The 16,940-nt window shown below is 70.4% G+C and carries 11 protein-coding genes and 1 pseudogene; 5 read left to right on the top strand and 7 right to left on the bottom strand.

Going from position 1 to position 16,940, the window contains the following annotated elements:
• Positions 1 to 371: 371 nt before the first annotated feature.
• The 6 genes from ABZ374_RS05485 to ABZ374_RS05460 form a co-directional block, all read right to left on the bottom strand.
• Positions 372 to 1,427, bottom strand: coding sequence for an LLM class flavin-dependent oxidoreductase (locus tag ABZ374_RS05485; RefSeq protein ID WP_360306418.1), 1,056 nt, complete (start codon positions 1,425 to 1,427; stop codon positions 372 to 374).
• A complete protein-coding gene (locus tag ABZ374_RS05480) occupies positions 1,424 to 3,184 on the bottom strand; it encodes an ABC transporter ATP-binding protein (protein ID WP_360306415.1) in 1,761 nt (586 codons plus the stop codon). Before ABZ374_RS05480 ends, ABZ374_RS05485 begins: the two co-directional genes overlap by 4 nt.
• Complete coding sequence (locus ABZ374_RS05475; protein WP_360306412.1) at positions 3,181 to 4,041, bottom strand: ABC transporter permease; 861 nt, start codon at positions 4,039 to 4,041, stop codon at positions 3,181 to 3,183. The genes ABZ374_RS05480 and ABZ374_RS05475 overlap by 4 nt, the downstream gene beginning before the upstream one ends.
• A gap of 2 nt (positions 4,042 to 4,043) precedes the next feature.
• Positions 4,044 to 4,976 (bottom strand): ABC transporter permease, encoded by a 933-nt coding sequence (locus ABZ374_RS05470; protein WP_360306409.1) that lies wholly within the window; start codon positions 4,974 to 4,976, stop codon positions 4,044 to 4,046.
• The gene (locus tag ABZ374_RS05465; protein WP_360306407.1) at positions 4,976 to 6,622 is read right to left on the bottom strand and encodes an ABC transporter substrate-binding protein; all 1,647 of its coding nucleotides are present in this window, start codon (positions 6,620 to 6,622) and stop codon (positions 4,976 to 4,978) included. The genes ABZ374_RS05470 and ABZ374_RS05465 overlap by 1 nt, the downstream gene beginning before the upstream one ends.
• Before the next feature lie 556 nt (positions 6,623 to 7,178).
• Positions 7,179 to 8,159, bottom strand: coding sequence for an NAD(P)/FAD-dependent oxidoreductase (locus ABZ374_RS05460; protein ID WP_360306404.1), 981 nt, complete (start codon positions 8,157 to 8,159; stop codon positions 7,179 to 7,181).
• 200 nt (positions 8,160 to 8,359) lie between these two features.
• On the opposite strand from ABZ374_RS05460, the gene ABZ374_RS05455 reads away from it, so the two are divergent.
• The 4 genes from ABZ374_RS05455 (at position 8,360) to ABZ374_RS05440 (ending at position 12,218) form a co-directional block, all read left to right on the top strand.
• Positions 8,360 to 8,689: a hypothetical protein gene (locus tag ABZ374_RS05455; protein WP_360306401.1), complete on the top strand. Its 330-nt coding sequence runs from the start codon at positions 8,360 to 8,362 to the stop codon at positions 8,687 to 8,689.
• Between the two features lie 46 nt (positions 8,690 to 8,735).
• Positions 8,736 to 9,356: a hypothetical protein gene (locus ABZ374_RS05450; protein WP_360306398.1), complete on the top strand. Its 621-nt coding sequence runs from the start codon at positions 8,736 to 8,738 to the stop codon at positions 9,354 to 9,356.
• A gap of 311 nt (positions 9,357 to 9,667) precedes the next feature.
• The gene (locus ABZ374_RS05445) at positions 9,668 to 11,455 is read left to right on the top strand and encodes a glycoside hydrolase family 18 chitinase (protein WP_360306473.1); all 1,788 of its coding nucleotides are present in this window, start codon (positions 9,668 to 9,670) and stop codon (positions 11,453 to 11,455) included.
• A 226-nt stretch (positions 11,456 to 11,681) separates the two neighbouring features.
• Entirely contained in the window at positions 11,682 to 12,218 is a 537-nt protein-coding gene (locus tag ABZ374_RS05440; protein WP_360306395.1) for a group III truncated hemoglobin, read from the top strand.
• Between the two features lie 66 nt (positions 12,219 to 12,284).
• On the opposite strand, the pseudogene ABZ374_RS05435 reads toward ABZ374_RS05440, so the two are convergent.
• A pseudogene (locus ABZ374_RS05435) lies at positions 12,285 to 13,115 on the bottom strand (PAC2 family protein); the annotation flags it as partial.
• A gap of 347 nt (positions 13,116 to 13,462) precedes the next feature.
• Here ABZ374_RS05435 and metH point away from each other — a divergent pair.
• Complete coding sequence (gene metH, locus ABZ374_RS05430) at positions 13,463 to 16,939, top strand: methionine synthase (protein WP_360306392.1); 3,477 nt, start codon at positions 13,463 to 13,465, stop codon at positions 16,937 to 16,939.
• Position 16,940 lies beyond the last annotated feature (1 nt).

Genomic DNA, 16,940 nt, shown 5'->3' with positions numbered 1-16,940 from the left:
GTGGCAACGGTCGAGGCGGCACGGCACGGCGTGGTCCGAACCGGATGCGGACGGACCGGTGGCGTGGAACTCAGACCGAGCGACAACTCGCACTGCACACGCGCAGGAAGTCGATGTGTCGGCGAATCAGGAGGTGGACGGCAATCAGGACCCGCGCCCTCGGCAATCCCGGGCGGGGGCCCGCGTGACACACGCAGCCGTCCATGGCTCGGATTATTCGCGCTCCGCACACGTCCCCGCAAGGGGCTCGCACCGATCTCCACCACCCGAGCGCCGCCCCCCACGGCCGCCCCAGCCCCAACCGTCCCGTGCCCCCACACCCACCAACCGGGCGGCCCTCACCGACCGGCACCGCCCGCCCGACCGCGACTTCAGGCGGCCTGCTCCCAGACCCGCGAAGGCAGCGCCGCCCGCAGCGCCGGCGCCACCTGGTCCGCGAACAACTCCAGGACCGCCCGCCGTTCCACCCGATCCAGCCCCTCCGTGCCGATCGCCTGCACCTGATGCCCGTAGGCCGCGTGATAGCGCCCGATCTTGTCCACGATCTGCGCCGGACTACCCACCAAAGCCGGGCCGTTGGCGATGTTGTCCTCCAACGACGTGAACGGCGAACGGTTGTGCTGCGCCGCAGCCGACCCGGCGAACGCGTCGTAGTACGGCCGATACCGCGCCAACGCCTCCTGCGACGTGGGCGCCACATAGCAGCCGCCCGCCCCCGACCCCACCACCGCGTCCGACGGATCGCGCCCGTACGCCGCCCAACGCTCGCGATAGTGGTCGATCAGGTCGGCGTACTTGGCCATCGGATGAAAGCCGTTCGCGGTGAACAACGGATCGCCCCACTTCGCCGCCAACTCGGTCGACGCCCGACTGGTCGCGCTGCCGTGCCAGATCACCGGCGCCCGCCCGTCCGCACGCGGGAACGGCCGCGGATAGGTGGTCACTTCGTGCAACGGACTGCGAAAGCGACCGGACCAGGTGACCCGCTCCTCGCTCCACAATCGGCGCAGCAACTCGAACTTCTCCTCCTGCAACCGCCACTGGTCGTCCTCGGCGAGCCCGAACAGCGGGAAATGCCGCGGATCGTTGCCCTTGCCGACCATCAGATCCAGCCGGCCCCGGGACAACTGGTCCAGCGTCGCGTAGTCCTCGGCGACCCGGACCGGATCCAGCACGCTGATCACGGTCAACGTGGTCAACAGCCGAATCCGCGAGGTGCGCTGCGCGACCGCCGCGAGAATCACCGGCGGCGCCGAGGACAGGAACGGCTCACCGTGCCGCTCGCCCACCCCGAACGCGTCGAAGCCCAACTCCTCGGCCAGCGCCGCCGTCTCGACCAACTCCGCCAACTGCTCGTGCGCCGGCGCCCGCTGCCCGGTGAGCGCGTGCGGGGCGTTGGCGCCCAAGGTGAACACCGCGAACCTCATGACACCGCTCCCAACGGTTGCGGGCGCCGGCGCCCGGGAATGGCCGCGATCAACTCGCGCGTGTACGGATGCGTGGGCGCCGAGAGCACCTGCTCGCAACTGCCCTTCTCCACCAGCCGACCGGCCCGCAACACCCCCACCCGATCGGCGATCTGGCGCACCACCGCCAGATCATGCGAAATGAACAGGTACCCGACCCCCAACTCGTCCTGCAGCCCGCCCAGCAGCTCCAGGATCTGGGCCTGGACCGAGACGTCCAGCGCCGACACCGGCTCGTCGCACACCAACAGATCCGGCTCCAGCGCCAACGCCCGCGCGATCGCCACCCGTTGCCGCTGCCCCCCGGACAGCTCGGCCGGCTTGCGCCGCAACACGCCCTCCGGCAAAGCCACCTGGTCGACCAACGCCGCCGCACGGGCCCGCTGCTGCGCCCGGCTGCCGACCCGGTACGCGCGCAGCGGCTCCTCGACGATCTCGGACACCGTGAAGCGCGGATCCAGCGAGGCGTACGGATTCTGGTAGACCAACTGCATGCGTCGGCGCAACGCGCGCAACTCGGCGCGCCCGGGCCGGGTCGCATCGCGTCCCTCGATCAGGATCCGGCCCGCGGTGGGCGCCTCCAGCCCCAGGATCATCCGCACCGTGGTCGACTTCCCCGAACCCGACTCGCCGACCAGCGCGAACGTCTCGCCGCGGCGCACCGTGAACGACACGTCGTCCACCGCGCGCAGCGTGCGCGCACCCTCCTTGGTCCTGGGTAGCGCGAACTCCTTGACCAGCCCGGTCACGGTGAGCAACGGCTCGGCCCGCGGCACTGGTTCGCGCACCGGACGCGGACGCGCCCGACGGCTGGTCAGGCTCGGCGCGGCGGCGATCAACCGCCGGGTGTACGGGTGCTCGGGATCGGTCAGGATGCGCGCTGCCGGCCCCTGCTCGACCACCGTGCCCCCGGACATCACCACCACCCGCCGGGCACGATCGGCGGCCACACCCAGATCGTGGGTGATCAGCAACATCGCGGTGCCGTGCGCGTGGGTGAGCTCGTCGACGTGGTCCAGGATCTGCCGCTGCACGGTGACATCGAGCGCGCTGGTGGGTTCGTCGGCGATCACCAGCCGGGGCCGGCAGGCCAGCGCGATCGCGATCAGCACCCGCTGCCGCATGCCGCCGGACAACTCGTGCGGGAACTGCCGTGCCCGAACCCCGGGTTCGGACAGACCCGCCTCGCCGAGCGCGGCCACCGCCCGCTCGGCCGCCGCCTTGCCGCTCGCCAGACCGTGCACGATCAGCGCCTCGGCGACCTGATCGCCGATCCGCCGGACCGGATTGAGCGAGACCATCGGATCCTGCGGGATGAACCCGATCGACCGCCCGCGCACCGCACGCAGCTCGCGCTCGCGCAGCGCCAGCAGATCACGCCCCTCGAACAACACCCGCCCCGCGCCCACCCGGCCACCGGACGGCAACAGGCCCACGATCGCATGCGCCGTGGTGCTCTTGCCGGAACCCGACTCGCCCACCACGGCGACCACTTCACCCGCGCCCACGGTCAGGTCCGCCGAGGTCACCGCGTCCACCGGGCCGTTCGAGGTCCGATAGGACACCCGCAACCCCCGGATCTCCAACAGCGGACCGTCCCCGTCCGCCACCACCGACAGCGGGCCCTCCGCCCGATCCGGGCCCGCCCCGGCCCCGCCCCCGACCTCGGACCCACCCTCCGGCGAGCCCCCGGCGAGTCCCCGCAACGTCTCACTCATCGATCCTGCCCCCGCTCTCCGTCCAAGGCCCGCGAGATTCGGTTCGCGGACAACACCGTCGCCGCGATCACCAGGCCGGGAAATGTGGTCAACCACCACGCCGTGGCCACGAAGTTGCGCCCATCCGCCACCAGCACACCCCACTCCGGCGTCGGCGGCGGCGCCCCGAAACCCAGGAAGCTCAGCGCCGACACCGACAGGATCGCGATGCCGAACTCCAACGCCGCCATCACCAACACCGGCCCGGACGCGTTCGGCAACACATGCCGGGCCAAGATCCCGCCCGACCGCACCCCGCTCGCCCGCGCCGCCTCCACATACACCGACGAACGCACCCGCAACACCTCCGCCCGCATCACCCGGGCAAAGCCCGCGACACTGGCCACCCCCACCGCGATCGCCACCTTGGTGGTGCCGAACCCCAACGCCCCGACCAGCGCCAACGACAACAACAGACGCGGAATCGCCTGCAACACGTCGACCACACGCATCAACACGTCGTCCAGCCACCCCCCGAAGAACCCGGATGCCAACCCGAGCCCCCCGCCCACCACGAGCGCCACCGCCACCGCGACGAACGTCGCCCGCAACGACAACGAACTCGCGTGCACCACCCGGGTGAACAGATCACGCCCGAGCTGATCCGTGCCGAACAGGTGCTCCGCGCTCGGCCCCTGCAACTTGTCCCGCGGCGTGCCCACCAGCGGATCGCCGTCGGTGAACAAGCCCGGGAACAACGCCGCGAGCAACACCAACGCGAACACCACCAGCGACAACAACAACCCGGGCCGGCGCAACACGAACCGCAGATGCCCACGCGCGGCGGGCAACACCTCCGTCGCAAAACCGGCGGCCATCGTCACACCGTCCTTCCCACCCGCGGATCCAGCACCGGATACAGCAGGTCCACCGCCAGCGCGACCACCACGAACACCAGCGCCGCCAGCAACACCACGCCCTGCACCACCGCCACGTCCTGGGTGTCCACGGCGGCGGCCGTCAACCGGCCGATCCCGGCCCGGGAGAACACCGTCTCCACCACCACCGACTCCACCAGCACATTCCCCGACACCACCGCCGCCAGCGTGAGCGCCGGCAACGACGCGTTGCGCAACGCGTGCCGCAGATGGATCCGCACCCGCCCCGCGCCCTTGGCCCGCGCGGTCTCCACATACGGCTCGGCCAACGCGGTGGTCATGCTCTTCGCCAACACCTGCGCGATCATCGCCCCCGCCGGCAACGCCAACGTCAACGCCGGCAACACCAGACTCTCCCAGCCCTCGTTGCCCATCGCCGGCAGCAGCCCCCACTGAAAGGACACCACCTGCACCAGCAACAACCCCACCCAAAAGCCGGGCATCGAGATCCCGATCGCGGGCAACGACAACAACACCTGACGCAGCGCCCGCAGCCGGGTGAACGTCGCGGCCAACGCCACCCCGGCACCCCCGAACACCGCCAGCAGCATCGCCACACCCGTCAACGCCAGCGTCTGCGGCAGCGCGTCCACGATCGTGCGCGCCACCGGCGCCCCGGTCTGCGCCGACGTGCCCAAGTCACCCGTCAGCGCGTCGCCCAGCGCACGCACGTACTGCACATGGACCGGATCGTCGAGCCCGTGCGCACCGCGCACCGCGTCGATCTGCTCCTGGGTGGCGGTGCCCTCCAAACCACCCAGCTTGATCGACAACGAATCACCCGGCAGCAGATACAACACGACGAACGACACGGTGAACGCGGCCCACAACACCACCACCGCCTGCAACGACCGACGCACCAGATAGCCGCGCATCAGCTGCTCACCCAGGTGTCGTGGAACTGCAGGCGCGAGGACGCCTCGAAGCCCAGCCCGTGCACCCGGGGACCGAGCCCGTGCACCTGGGACAACTCGAACAGGGGGATCACATAAGCCCGTTCGGCCACGATCCGCTGCGCCTGGGCGACCTTGGCGTTGCGCTGCGCCGGATCCAGGCTCTGCGCCTGGTCGTCCAGCACGGTGTCCAGCTCGCCGGAGGCGATCTTGAGCCGGTTGACCGTCTTCGTGCTGAACAGCGTGCGCAGGATGTCCGGATCCGAACGCGTGACGTTGTAGTACGCGAAGTCGTAGTCGCCCGCGGCCTGCACCTGGTTCTGTTCACCGGGGGCGAGCTTGCGCAACCGCAGATCCACGCCCACCTTGCGCAGTTCCTGCTGGACCAGCTCCAGGACCGACTGACTGGCGTTGAACAGCGGCGCGAAGATCACATCCACGCTGAGCCGGCGCCCGTCCTTGACCCGCACACCGTCCGAACCGACCTTCCAACCGGCCTCGTCCAACAGCCGCTTGGCGCCCTCCGGGTCGTGGCCCAGTTGCGCCGACAGGTCGACCCAGCCGGGCGTGACCGACGCCAGCGGCGAAGTCGCCGGCCGGTACTTGGGGGTGAGTACGGTCTGCGCCAACTCCGGCCGGTTCACCGCCTTCTGGATCGCCTGCCGGACCGCCTCCTCGGCCAGGATCGGTCGGGACACGTTGGCCTGGAGGTTGAACACGACGCCCGGATTGGGTCGGGTCAGCACCGTGTACCCGGAGGCGAACCGCCCCTCGTCCTGCGGCTGCACGTCGCTGATCGCGTCCACCTGAGCGGACTCCAGGCTGCCCGCGCGCACGCCGGACTCGGGCACGATCTTGAACAGCAACCTGTCCAGATACGCCTCGCCCGGATGGGCGAACAACGAGGATCCCCACGCGTAGCCGGACCGCTTGGCCAACTCCACGCTCTGGTTCGGCTTGTAGGAGCGCAGCGTGAACGGTCCGGAGCCGACCAGATCGCCCTGGCAGCGCTGCTCGGCGGTCTTGGCCAAGGTGGCGGGGGAGAGCAGCCCCAGCGACATGGTCGAGGTGGCCTGGAGGAACTGGGCGCTGGGCGCTGCGAATTCCACCCGCACGGTGGTCGGGTCGAGCACGGTGGTGCCCCGGTATCCGGTGAGGTAGCTGCCCGCGATGGTGGCCTTGGCACCCAGCGCGACCACCCCGTCCAGGTTGGCCTTGACCGCCGCGCCGTCCAGCGGCGCGCCGTCGGCGAAGGTGACGCCCGGGCGCAGGTGGAAGGTGAACCGGGTGGCCTGCGGGTCCACCTCCCACGAGGTGGCCAGCCACGGCTTTATCTCGCCGGTCCTGCCGTCCTGGTCGGTCAGCGAGTCGACGATCTGGCGGCCCACGTTCAGGCTCGCGTTCGCGCCGAACTGCTGCGGATCCAGGCACGTGGGGTCGGCGGCCAGCGCGAAGGTGAGCGTGCCGCCGGACCGCGGCGGGCCGACCTCGGCCGAGTTCGCCGCCGTGTCGCCGGCGCCGTTGCAGGCGCCGGCCAGCAGCGCGAGGGCCGCCATGGCGGCGCCGGTGCCGGCGGTGCGGCGCAGTCTTCGAGGAGGGGAGGAGGCGGCGAATACCGAAAAGCGCATGTGAATCTCCGGGCATGGCGAATTCACGCGGCGGCGCGCGTGATTTCGGGCAGGAATAACCGTCGATTCGCGGCGCGCACGCGAAGCGTCGCAAGCGACGCGAGTGACGCGGACGACGCGGGTGACGTGGAAGAAAAGGACGCGTCAGAAAACGCGCCGGCGCGGGACGCGGCGAATCGAGGCAGGAGTCGTGAAACGGCGGGCGGACGGCCGACCGGCGATCACGAGGATCGCCGGCGAGCGTCCGGCGGCGGAGCAGCCCGGTCCGCGGGGATCAGCGGATGCGACAGGCCGAGCTGTGCACGCGGCCGAAATCGACATGCCGGCGGGTACACAGGGGAGTTCGCGGACGGCGCACGGCCGCACCGCAGGGCGCGACGGCCTCGACCCGCCGAGAGGAGACTCCCGGCGGGGAGGCGGTGACCGGCACCACGAGCGTCATGACGTCCTTCGACAACAATGGATCGATATCTGCGACTGCGTGAGCCTATCGAGTCATCCGTCGAGGCAACAAGTGCTTATTCCGCTTTTCGGCCGGGGTCGGCCGGAAATCGCCCTACGGCACGTCCGAGGAATGCCCCGGAAAGACGTGCGCGGACGGATCGACCACGGTCATCGCGTTGTTGACCGCGGTGGCCGCCTCCCCGAATCCGGTGGCGATCAGCTTGACCTTGCCGTCGTAGTCGACGATGTCACCGGCCGCGAAGACCCGGGTCAGGTTGGTGCGCATCGCCTGATTGACCAGGATGTGCCGCTTGCGCTGCTCCAGGCCCCAGTGCGTCATCGGGCCCAGGTCGGCGATGAAGCCCAGCGCGGCCACCACCGCCTGCACCGGGAGGGTACGCACCGTGCCGTCGGCCTTGGCGACCACGTCCGCGGCCCGTACCTGTCCGTCGCCGTGCAGCACGGTGACCTCGGCGGAGGTGATCACCTCGGTGGTCGACTCCAGCACCCGGCGCACGGTGTGCTCGTGCGCGCGGAACTTGTCCCGCCGGTGCACCAGTGTGATCGACTTGGCGATCGGCTCCAGGCTGGTCGCCCAGTCGAAGGCCGAGTCGCCGCCGCCCACGATCAGCACGTCCAGCCCGGCCAGATCGGCCAGGCGCGGTACGAAGTAGCGCACCCCCTCGCCGGTGAACGCGTCGGCGGCGGGCAACGGGCGGGGGCTGAAGGTACCGATCCCGCCACTGATGAGCACCACCTTGGCCCGCACCACCAGGCCGCTCGCGCAGGTGATCGTGACGCCGTTGTCGTCCTGCGCCAACTGCTCGGCGCGATGGCCGAGCAGATAGTTCGGCTCGAACGGCGCGGCCTGCTCGACCAGCGCGTCGACCAGGTCCTGACCCTTGATCGCCGGGAAGCCCGCGACGTCGTAGATCATCTTCTCCGGATACATCGCGGAGATCTGCCCGCCGGGCTCGGGCAGCGAGTCCAGGAGCACGGTGCGCAGGCCCCGAAAGCCCGCGTAGTAGGCGGCGTACAGGCCCGTCGGGCCCGCACCGATGACGAGCAGGTCGGTGTCGACGGTGGAGGACACGCACGCTCCTTCCCGAGCGGGGTTGCCCGGACCCTAGCCCAACGGTGCGCAGGCTTCTTCGAGTTCGTGCCCCGCGTCACACGAACGGAAGCACCGACCCGGCACGAGCTCGCCCAACCACGGGCAAATGTCCGTACGGCGGCGTATGGAAGCGATGGAACTTGTTCTCATCCGGCCCGCCGATCGTTAGGGTCCGGTTCATGGAGAACACCTGCGCGCCGCCCCGCTCGGCCGACGCCCCGGCACGGATCGCGGACGCCAGGGGTTTAGACCACGCCCGGACCCGGCTCCCCGGCCCGCCGACGCGGCCCGGCGACACCCGCGGCGCCCTCGCCCCGACGCGAGAGCGCCCCGCCCGGAGCGCCATCGGGACGACCGGCCGACTCACCCTCGACGGCGCCGCCGAACACGTGTGCGGCAAACTGGCGGCGTTCGCGGAACCGGTCGGCTCCGAAGCCGTCCTGCGGCCCCTCGGTTTCGACCCGGTGCGCGAGCCCGCCGCGTTCGCCGCGGTCGTCCCACCGTCCTGATCCGCTCCGACCCCGTTCGAGTCCCGCACGACCGCGAGGATGCACCATGACCCTGTTCCCCGGCAGGGACACCGACGTCACCACCGCCGTCGCCGCTCTGCTGGCGAAGTGCCGACTGTCGATACCCCGCACCTGGATACTCACGGCGCTCGACTACGCCTGGCACGACGAACGCCCCGTCGTGGTCGTGCGCCACCAACCCGCCACCCATCCGCACCCGGGCGGCCCGCACGCCAGCGTGGTGGTGGACCGCGCGGACGGCACGCTGTTGGGCTGGACCCGGCTGGACGGCCCGCGCCCGGGCCCGCTGCCCGGAACCGAGGAAGCGCACGCCGCCGCCGAGGCGTTCTGGCACAACGTGGACCCGCTGCACGCCGAGGGATTGACCGTGCAGTGGGTCGCGCAACACGACGAGACCATCGGGACCGCGGCCGGCCGGGCCACCTCGGTGAGCGGAATGCGGGTCAACGCGCGTCACATCAACGGGCTCTACACGTGGGCGGTACTCGCCGGGGACCTGTCCGTGCTGACCTACGAGCGCGACGTGCAATGGGACGAACGGGCCGCCCGCCGGCGCACCCAGATGTGGCTGCACGACCGCTGGCGCGCGGCCGTGGACGGCACCGCGCCCGCACCCGGCGCGCCGTACGCCCCCGCCCGACGCTGAAGCCGGATCCGCCGAACGCGCGGAAAATTTCGGCAAGTTCGGCAAAGCCCCAGCTCACGCGGGCCCTTCGGGGCCCGCGTGTGGCATTTCCGGCCTCGGGCGGCATGGTTGGTCCAGACCATTTTGGTACAGACCATTGACCCCTGGTCCAGACCTTTCCTACTCTCACTGGGACCTGCGGTGGGGTGAGCGTCGAATCGTTTCCCCACCGGGAGGTGCCACGTCCCCGTATGTCTGGCCCCACTCGAGGAGCACCCTTGAGCACAGGAACCAAACGACGCACCACCCTGTCCCGGCGCACCCTGGTCGCCATGATGAGTGCACTGCTGCTCCCCCTGGCAGCGATGGTCGGCCTCGCGTCCCCCGCACAGGCCGCCGACACCACCGCCACGTTCGTCAAGACCTCCGACTGGGGCTCCGGCTTCGGCGGGAGCTGGACGATCAAGAACACCGGCACCGCGGCGATCACCTCGTGGACCCTGGAATGGGACTTCCCCGCCGGCACTGCCGCCGGCTCCTTCTGGGACGCCACCGTCACCCGCACGGGCGACCACTACTCCGCCAAGAACGTCGGCTGGAACGGCGCGGTCGGCCCCGGCGCCTCGGTGACCTTCGGCTTCAACGGCACCGGCCCCGGCAACCCGACCGGCTGCAAGATCAACGGCGGCTCGTGCGACGGGGGTCCCACGAACCCCGGTGACAACCCGCCCTCGGCCCCCGGCGCGCCCGTGGCGAGCAACGTCACCGACAACGGCGTCAAGCTGACGTGGACCGCGGCGACCGACGACCACGGCATCAAGAACTACGACGTGCTGCGCGGCGGCAGCAAGATCGCCACCGTCACCACGCCCACCTACACCGACAGCGGCCTGGCCGCCGGCACCGACTACTCCTACAGCGTGGTCGCCCGGGACACCGTCGACCAGACCGGCCCGGCCAGTGCCGCGGTCACCGTGCACACCACCGGCGGCGGAGGCAACGGCGGCAGCGCCGTCAAGCTCGGCTACTTCACCAACTGGGGCATCTACGGCCGCAACTACAACGTGAAGAACATCGTCACGTCCGGCTCGGCCGCCAAGATCACCCACATCAACTACGCCTTCGGCAACGTCCAAGGCGGCAAGTGCACCATCGGCGACTCCTACGCCGACTACGACAAGGCCTTCACCGCGGATCAGAGCGTCAGCGGCGTGGCCGACAACTGGGAGCAGCCGCTGCGCGGCAACTTCAACCAGTTGCGCCAGCTCAAGGCCAAGTACCCCAACATCAAGATCCTGTGGTCGTTCGGCGGCTGGACCTGGTCCGGCGGCTTCGGCCAGGCCGCGGCCAACCCCGCCGCGTTCGCCGAGTCCTGCTACAACCTGGTCGAGGACCCGCGCTGGGCCGACGTGTTCGACGGCATCGACCTGGACTGGGAATACCCCAACGCGTGCGGCCTGACCTGTGACACCAGCGGCGCGGCCTCGATCAAGACGCTGCTCGCGGCCACCCGGGCCAAGTTCGGCGCGAACAACCTGGTCACCGCGGCGATCACCGCCGACGCGTCCTCTGCGGGCAAGATCGACGCGGCCGACTACGGCGGCGCGTCCGCGTCCGTCGACTGGTACAACGTGATGACGTACGACTTCTTCGGCGCCTGGGACGCCAAGGGCCCCACCGCCCCCCACTCGCCGCTGACCTCGTACACCGGCATCCCCAAGGAGGGCTTCAACTCCGCCGACGCGATCGCCAAGCTCAAGACCAAGGGCGTACCGGCGAGCAAGCTCCTGCTCGGCGTCGGCTTCTACGGCCGAGGCTGGACCGGAGTGACCCAGGCCGAACCCGGCGGCACCGCCACCGGCGCGGCCCCGGGCACCTACGAGGCCGGCATCGAGGACTACAAGGTCCTCAAGAGCAGTTGCCCCACCACCGGCACCATCGCCGGCACCGCCTACGCCAAGTGCGGGAGCAACTGGTGGAGCTACGACACCCCGGCCACCGTCACCTCCAAGATGAGCTGGGCCAAGGCGCAGAACCTGCGCGGCGCGTTCTTCTGGGAGTTCAGCGGTGACACCACCAACGGCGAACTCGCGGCCGCGGTCCACAACGGCCTGAGCTAGCCCCAGAAGACGCGGCCACGAACGCGGCCGCCTTCACCGCTTCGTGACCGCAAGGTCGTGGCCGGGCCCACCGGGGTGCCCGGTCACGACACCACGAACGGAACCGTCGTCCACCGGCGCGGACGGCGGCTCCGGCACAGACCGGGCGGGTGGGGTCCACGGACCCCACCCGCCCGGGCCGTTCGGCCCGGGTCGCCCCCGCCGCCCGCGCCGTAAGGTGGCCCACATGCACGGCGAACGGCGAGCACCGATGGACCTCATACCGCAGCCGACCCTCGACCCGGACGCGCCACCCGCGGGCATCGCGCCGCCCGCCGCCGGGCGCGCCGACATCACCACCCGCGCCGACCTGGACACCCTGCTCCGCCGCTTCTACGGCGCGGCCTTCGCCGACCCGGTCATCGGCGCCTACTTCACCGAGATCGCCGGCACCGACCTGGCCGCACACCTGCCCCGGATCACCGACTTCTGGGAACGCGCCCTGTTGCGCACCGCCGACTACCGCGGCGACGCGCTCGCCGTGCATCGCGTGCTGCACCGGGCCGAACCGCTGACCGCCCGACACTTCGGCCGCTGGGTCCAGCTCTGGCGGGCCAGTGTCGACGGCGGCTTCGCAGGACCGCGCGCGGAACGGGCCAAGGCCCAGGGCGAACGCATCGCCCTGGCCATGCTGCGCCGCCTCGCCGGCCCCGACGCCGCCGCCGAGCCGGGCCCCGGCGGCTTCATCCCGCTCTCCACACTGCAACTGCGCCGCCCGGCCTGAGGACCCGACGCCGCGCCCCGAGGCGCCGGCGTCGCGTCGCGCCGATCACCCCTCGGGCTGATCACCCTTGCGCTTGAGATACCGCTCGAACTCGGCCGCGATCGCATCGCCGGACGCCTCGGGCAGGTCCTCGGTGTCGCGCGCGGCCTCCAGCGAGCGCACGTACTCGGCGACCTCGGTGTCCTCGGCCGCGAGCTGATCCACCCCCACCTGCCAGGCCCGCGCGTCCTCGGCCAATTCGCCCATCGGCACGGTCAGGTCCAGGAAGTCCTCCAGCTTGCGCAACAGCGCCAGCGTGGCCTTCGGCGAGGGCGGCTGCGCCACGTAGTGCGGCACCGACGCCCAAAACGTCAACGCCGGCATGCCCGCGTGCGCGCAGGCCTCCTGGAACACGCCCACGATGCCCGTGGGCCCCTCGTACCGGGACTGCTCCAGACCCACGTTCGCGGCCACCACCGGGTCCGACGTGGTGCCGTTGACCGGGACCGGCCGCGAGTGCGGCGCATCGCCCAGCATCGCGCCCAGCACGACCACCGTCTCCACGCCCAACTCGTGTGCGAAGCCCAAGAGTTCGTTGCAGAACGAACGCCAGCGCAGATTCGGCTCTATGCCGTGCACCAGCACCAGGTCGCGGCGCGGCTCGGCCAGCCGGACCACCGAGAGCCGAGTGGTCGGCCAGGTGATCCGCCGAGTGTCCCCATCCAGCCATATCGTCGGACGATTCACCTGAAAGTCGTAGTAGTCCTCGGCATCCAGGGCCGCGAACACCTCGCCCTTCCAGACCCGGTCGAGGTGCTCGATCGCGGCGGAAGCGGCATCGCCCGCGTCGTTCCACCCCTCGAATGCGGCCACCATGACCGGGTCGATCAGCTCGGGCAGGTCGTCGAGCTCGATCACCCAGTGCCTCCTTCCGGCCGGGGCCGGGATCCGTGCGCCGCGGGCACCCGTCCCCGGGGCCGCGAGAGCTGTACGGTCCCCACATTACGGGTTGAGACACCCTCGACCAGACCCGCCCGCGTCGACTTCGCCCACAGTGAAATCCGGGCGCCACCGGGCAACCGAACCGCAAACACGGCCCGAACGCGCCGGTGAACACACGTGAGCATCCGGTGACCAGTGGGCGACGTCACCCGCGCGCCACCGGGCCGTGCGCGCCGATCGCATTAAGCTGGCGCTCTGGCCCGACCCGTCTCGACGGACCCGGGCAAGCCGACAGCCGTCGCACCCATCGGAGACGCATTCCCATGACAGCCACCCCGCAGCAGCTTCGTGAAGCCCTCGCCACCCGCGTCGTCGTCGCCGATGGAGCGATGGGAACCATGCTCCAGGCCCAGGACCCGAGCATGGACGACTTCCAGGGCCACGAAGGCTGCAACGAGGTCCTCAACGTCACGCGTCCCGACATCGTGCGCAACGTGCACAAGGAATACTTCGACGTCGGCGTGGACTGCGTCGAGACCAACACCTTCGGCACCAACCTCGGCAACCTGGGCGAGTACGACATCCAGGACCGCATCTACGAGCTCGCCGAAGCCGGCGCCCGGATCGCCCGCGAAGTGGCCGACGGCTACTCCACCCCCGACCGCCCGCGCTGGGTGCTCGGCTCGATCGGCCCCGGCACCAAGCTGCCCAGCCTGGGCCACGTGCCCTTCGCCACGCTGCGCGACGCGTTCGAGATCAACGCGGCCGGCCTGATCGACGGCGGCGCGCACGCCCTGCTCATCGAGACCAGCCAGGACCTGCTCCAGACCAAAGCCTCGATCATCGGCTCGCAGCGGGCGCTGAAGAAGGCCGGCGTCGACCTGCCGATCTTCGCCCAGGTCACCGTCGAGACCACCGGCGCCATGCTGATGGGCTCCGAGATCGGCGCCGCGCTGACCGCCCTGGAACCGCTGGGCATCGACTTCATCGGGCTCAACTGCGCCACCGGCCCCGTCGAGATGAGCGAACACCTGCGCCACCTGGCCAAGCACGCCGGCATCGGAGTCACCGCGATGCCCAACGCCGGCCTGCCGATCCTGACCAAGGACGGCGCGCACTACCCGCTCACCCCCCAGGAACTGGCCGACGCGCACGACAGCTTCACCCGCGAATACGGCCTGGCCCTGGTCGGCGGCTGCTGCGGCACCACCCCCGCGCACCTCAAGGCCGTCGTCGAGCGCGTGCACGGCCGCGAACTCACCCCCCGCAACCCCCGGCACGAACCCGCCGCCGCGTCGCTGTACCAATCGGTGCCCTTCCGCCAGGACCTGTCCTACCTGTCCATCGGCGAGCGCACCAACGCCAACGGCTCCAAGGCGTTCCGCGAGGCCATGCTCGAAGGCCGCTACGACGACTGCCTCGACATCGCCCGCGACCAGACCCGCGACGGCGCCCACATGCTCGACCTCAACATCGACTACGTCGGTCGCGACGGCGTCGCCGACATGAAGGCCCTGGCCGGTCGCCTGGCCACCGCCTCCACCCTGCCGATCATGCTCGACTCCACCGAACCCGAGGTGCTCGAAGCCGGCCTGGAACTCCTCGGCGGGCGCGCCGTGGTCAACTCGGTCAACTACGAGGACGGCGACGGCCCCACCTCGCGCTTCCGCCGAATCATGCCGCTGGTCAAGGAACACGGCGCCGCCGTCGTCGCGCTGACCATCGACGAACAGGGCCAGGCCCGCACCGCCGAATGGAAGGTCCGAGTCGCCGAGCGGCTGATCACCGCCCTCACCGGCGAGTGGGGGATCAAGGTCTCCGACATCATCATCGACGCGCTCACCTTCCCGATCGGCACCGGCCAGGAGGAGACCCGGCGCGACGGCATCGAGACGATCGAGGCGATCCGCGAGATCAAGCGCCGCCACCCCGACGTACAGACCACCCTGGGCCTGTCCAACGTCTCCTTCGGCCTCAACCCGGCCGCACGCATCGTGCTCAACTCGGTCTTCCTCAACGAATGCATCGAAGCCGGCCTCGACTCGGCGATCGTGCACGCCAGCAAGATCCTGCCGATGGCGCGCATCCCCGAGGAGCAGCGCGAAGTCGCCCTCGACATGGTCTACGACCGGCGCCGCGAAGGCTACGACCCGCTCCAGCGCTTCCTGGAACTGTTCGAGGGCGTCGACGCCAAGTCGGTGCGCGCCACCCGCGCCCAGGAACTGGCCGCCCTCCCGCTCGACGAGCGACTGGAGCGCCGGATCATCGACGGCGAGCGGGCCGGCCTCGAAGAAGACCTGGACCAGGCCCTGCGCGAGCGCAGCGCACTGGTGATCATCAACGACACCCTCCTGGCCGGCATGAAGGTCGTCGGCGAACTCTTCGGCTCCGGCCAGATGCAGTTGCCCTTCGTCCTCCAGTCCGCCGAGGTGATGAAGTCCGCCGTCGCGCACCTGGAACCGCACATCGAAAAGGTCGAAGGCGAGGATGGCAAGGGCACCATCGTGCTGGCCACCGTCAAGGGCGACGTGCACGACATCGGCAAGAACCTGGTCGACATCATCCTGTCGAACAACGGCTACAACGTCGTCAACATCGGCATCAAGCAGCCCGTCTCGGCCATCCTGGAAGCCGCCGAGGAACACCGCGCCGACGTGATCGGCATGTCCGGCCTGCTGGTCAAGTCCACCGTGATCATGAAGGAAAACCTCCAGGAGCTGAACACCCGCGGCCTGGCCGCCGGCTACCCGGTCATCCTCGGCGGCGCCGCCCTGACCCGCGCCTACGTCGAAGAGGACCTCTACGACATCTACGCCGGCGAGGTCCGCTACGCCCGCGACGCCTTCGAGGGCCTGCGCCTGATGGACGCCCTGATGGGCGTCAAGCGCGGCGTGCCCGGCGCGGAACTGCCCGCGCTGCGCCGGCGCAAGGTGGCCGCCGCCAAGGTGATCGAGACCGAACCCGAGGACATGCCCACCCGCTCGGACGTGGCGACCGACAACCCGGTACCCACCCCGCCGTTCTGGGGCGACCGAGTGGTCAAGGGCATCCAGCTCAACGACTACGCGTCCTGGCTGGACGAGCGCGCCACCTTCATGGGCCAATGGGGCCTCAAGCCCACCCGCGGCGGCGACGGGCCCTCCTACGAGGAACTGGTCGAAACCGAGGGCCGGCCCCGGCTGCGCTACTGGCTCGACCGGATCGTCACCGACAACCTGCTCGACGCCGGCGTGGTCTACGGCTACTTCCCGTGCGTGTCCAAGGGCGACGACCTGATCGTGCTCGACGACGCCGGCAACGAGCGCACCCGCTTCACCTTCCCGCGCCAGCGCCGCGACCGGCACCTGTGCCTGGCCGACTTCTTCCGCCCGGAGGAATCCGGCGAGATCGACGTGGTCGGCTTCCAGATCGCCACCATGGGCCCGCGCCTGTCGGACGCCACCGCCAAGCTGTTCGCCGACAACGCCTACCGCGACTACCTCGAACTGCACGGCCTGTCGGTGCAACTCGCCGAGGCCCTGGCCGAATACTGGCACGCCCGGGTGCGCGCCGAACTCGGCTTCGCCGGCGAGGACCCCGGCGACCTGGACGGCATGCTCAAGCTGCACTACCGCGGCGCGCGCTTCTCGCTCGGCTACGGCGCCTGCCCCGACCTCGAGGACCGGGCCAAGATCACCGAGCTGCTGAAGCCGGAGCGAATCGGCGTCGAACTGTCCGAGGAGTTCCAGCTCCACCCGGAACAATCCACCGACGCGATCGTGCTGCACCACCCCGAGGCGAACTACTTCAACGCCCGCTGAC

This window comes from Embleya sp. NPDC005971 (assembly GCF_040629175.1).
Taxonomy (GTDB): domain Bacteria; phylum Actinomycetota; class Actinomycetes; order Streptomycetales; family Streptomycetaceae; genus Embleya.
The sequence above is the reverse complement of the archived record's forward strand: the minus strand, read 5'-3'. Positions and strand labels throughout refer to the sequence as shown.

Excerpts from the sequence above, each read along its gene's own strand:
- ABZ374_RS05485 (WP_360306418.1), bottom strand. The coding sequence starts at position 1,427 with ATGAGGTTCGCGGTGTTCACCTTGGGCGCCAACGCCCCGCACGCGCTC.
- ABZ374_RS05445 (WP_360306473.1), top strand. The coding sequence starts at position 9,668 with ATGATGAGTGCACTGCTGCTCCCCCTGGCAGCGATGGTCGGCCTCGCG.
- ABZ374_RS05475 (WP_360306412.1), bottom strand. The coding sequence starts at position 4,041 with ATGGCCGCCGGTTTTGCGACGGAGGTGTTGCCCGCCGCGCGTGGGCAT.
- ABZ374_RS05450 (WP_360306398.1), top strand. The coding sequence starts at position 8,736 with ATGACCCTGTTCCCCGGCAGGGACACCGACGTCACCACCGCCGTCGCC.
- ABZ374_RS05465 (WP_360306407.1), bottom strand. The coding sequence starts at position 6,622 with ATGCGCTTTTCGGTATTCGCCGCCTCCTCCCCTCCTCGAAGACTGCGC.
- ABZ374_RS05440 (WP_360306395.1), top strand. The coding sequence starts at position 11,682 with ATGCACGGCGAACGGCGAGCACCGATGGACCTCATACCGCAGCCGACC.
- ABZ374_RS05470 (WP_360306409.1), bottom strand. The coding sequence starts at position 4,976 with ATGCGCGGCTATCTGGTGCGTCGGTCGTTGCAGGCGGTGGTGGTGTTG.
- metH (WP_360306392.1), top strand. The coding sequence starts at position 13,463 with ATGACAGCCACCCCGCAGCAGCTTCGTGAAGCCCTCGCCACCCGCGTC.
- ABZ374_RS05455 (WP_360306401.1), top strand. The coding sequence starts at position 8,360 with ATGGAGAACACCTGCGCGCCGCCCCGCTCGGCCGACGCCCCGGCACGG.
- ABZ374_RS05480 (WP_360306415.1), bottom strand. The coding sequence starts at position 3,184 with ATGAGTGAGACGTTGCGGGGACTCGCCGGGGGCTCGCCGGAGGGTGGG.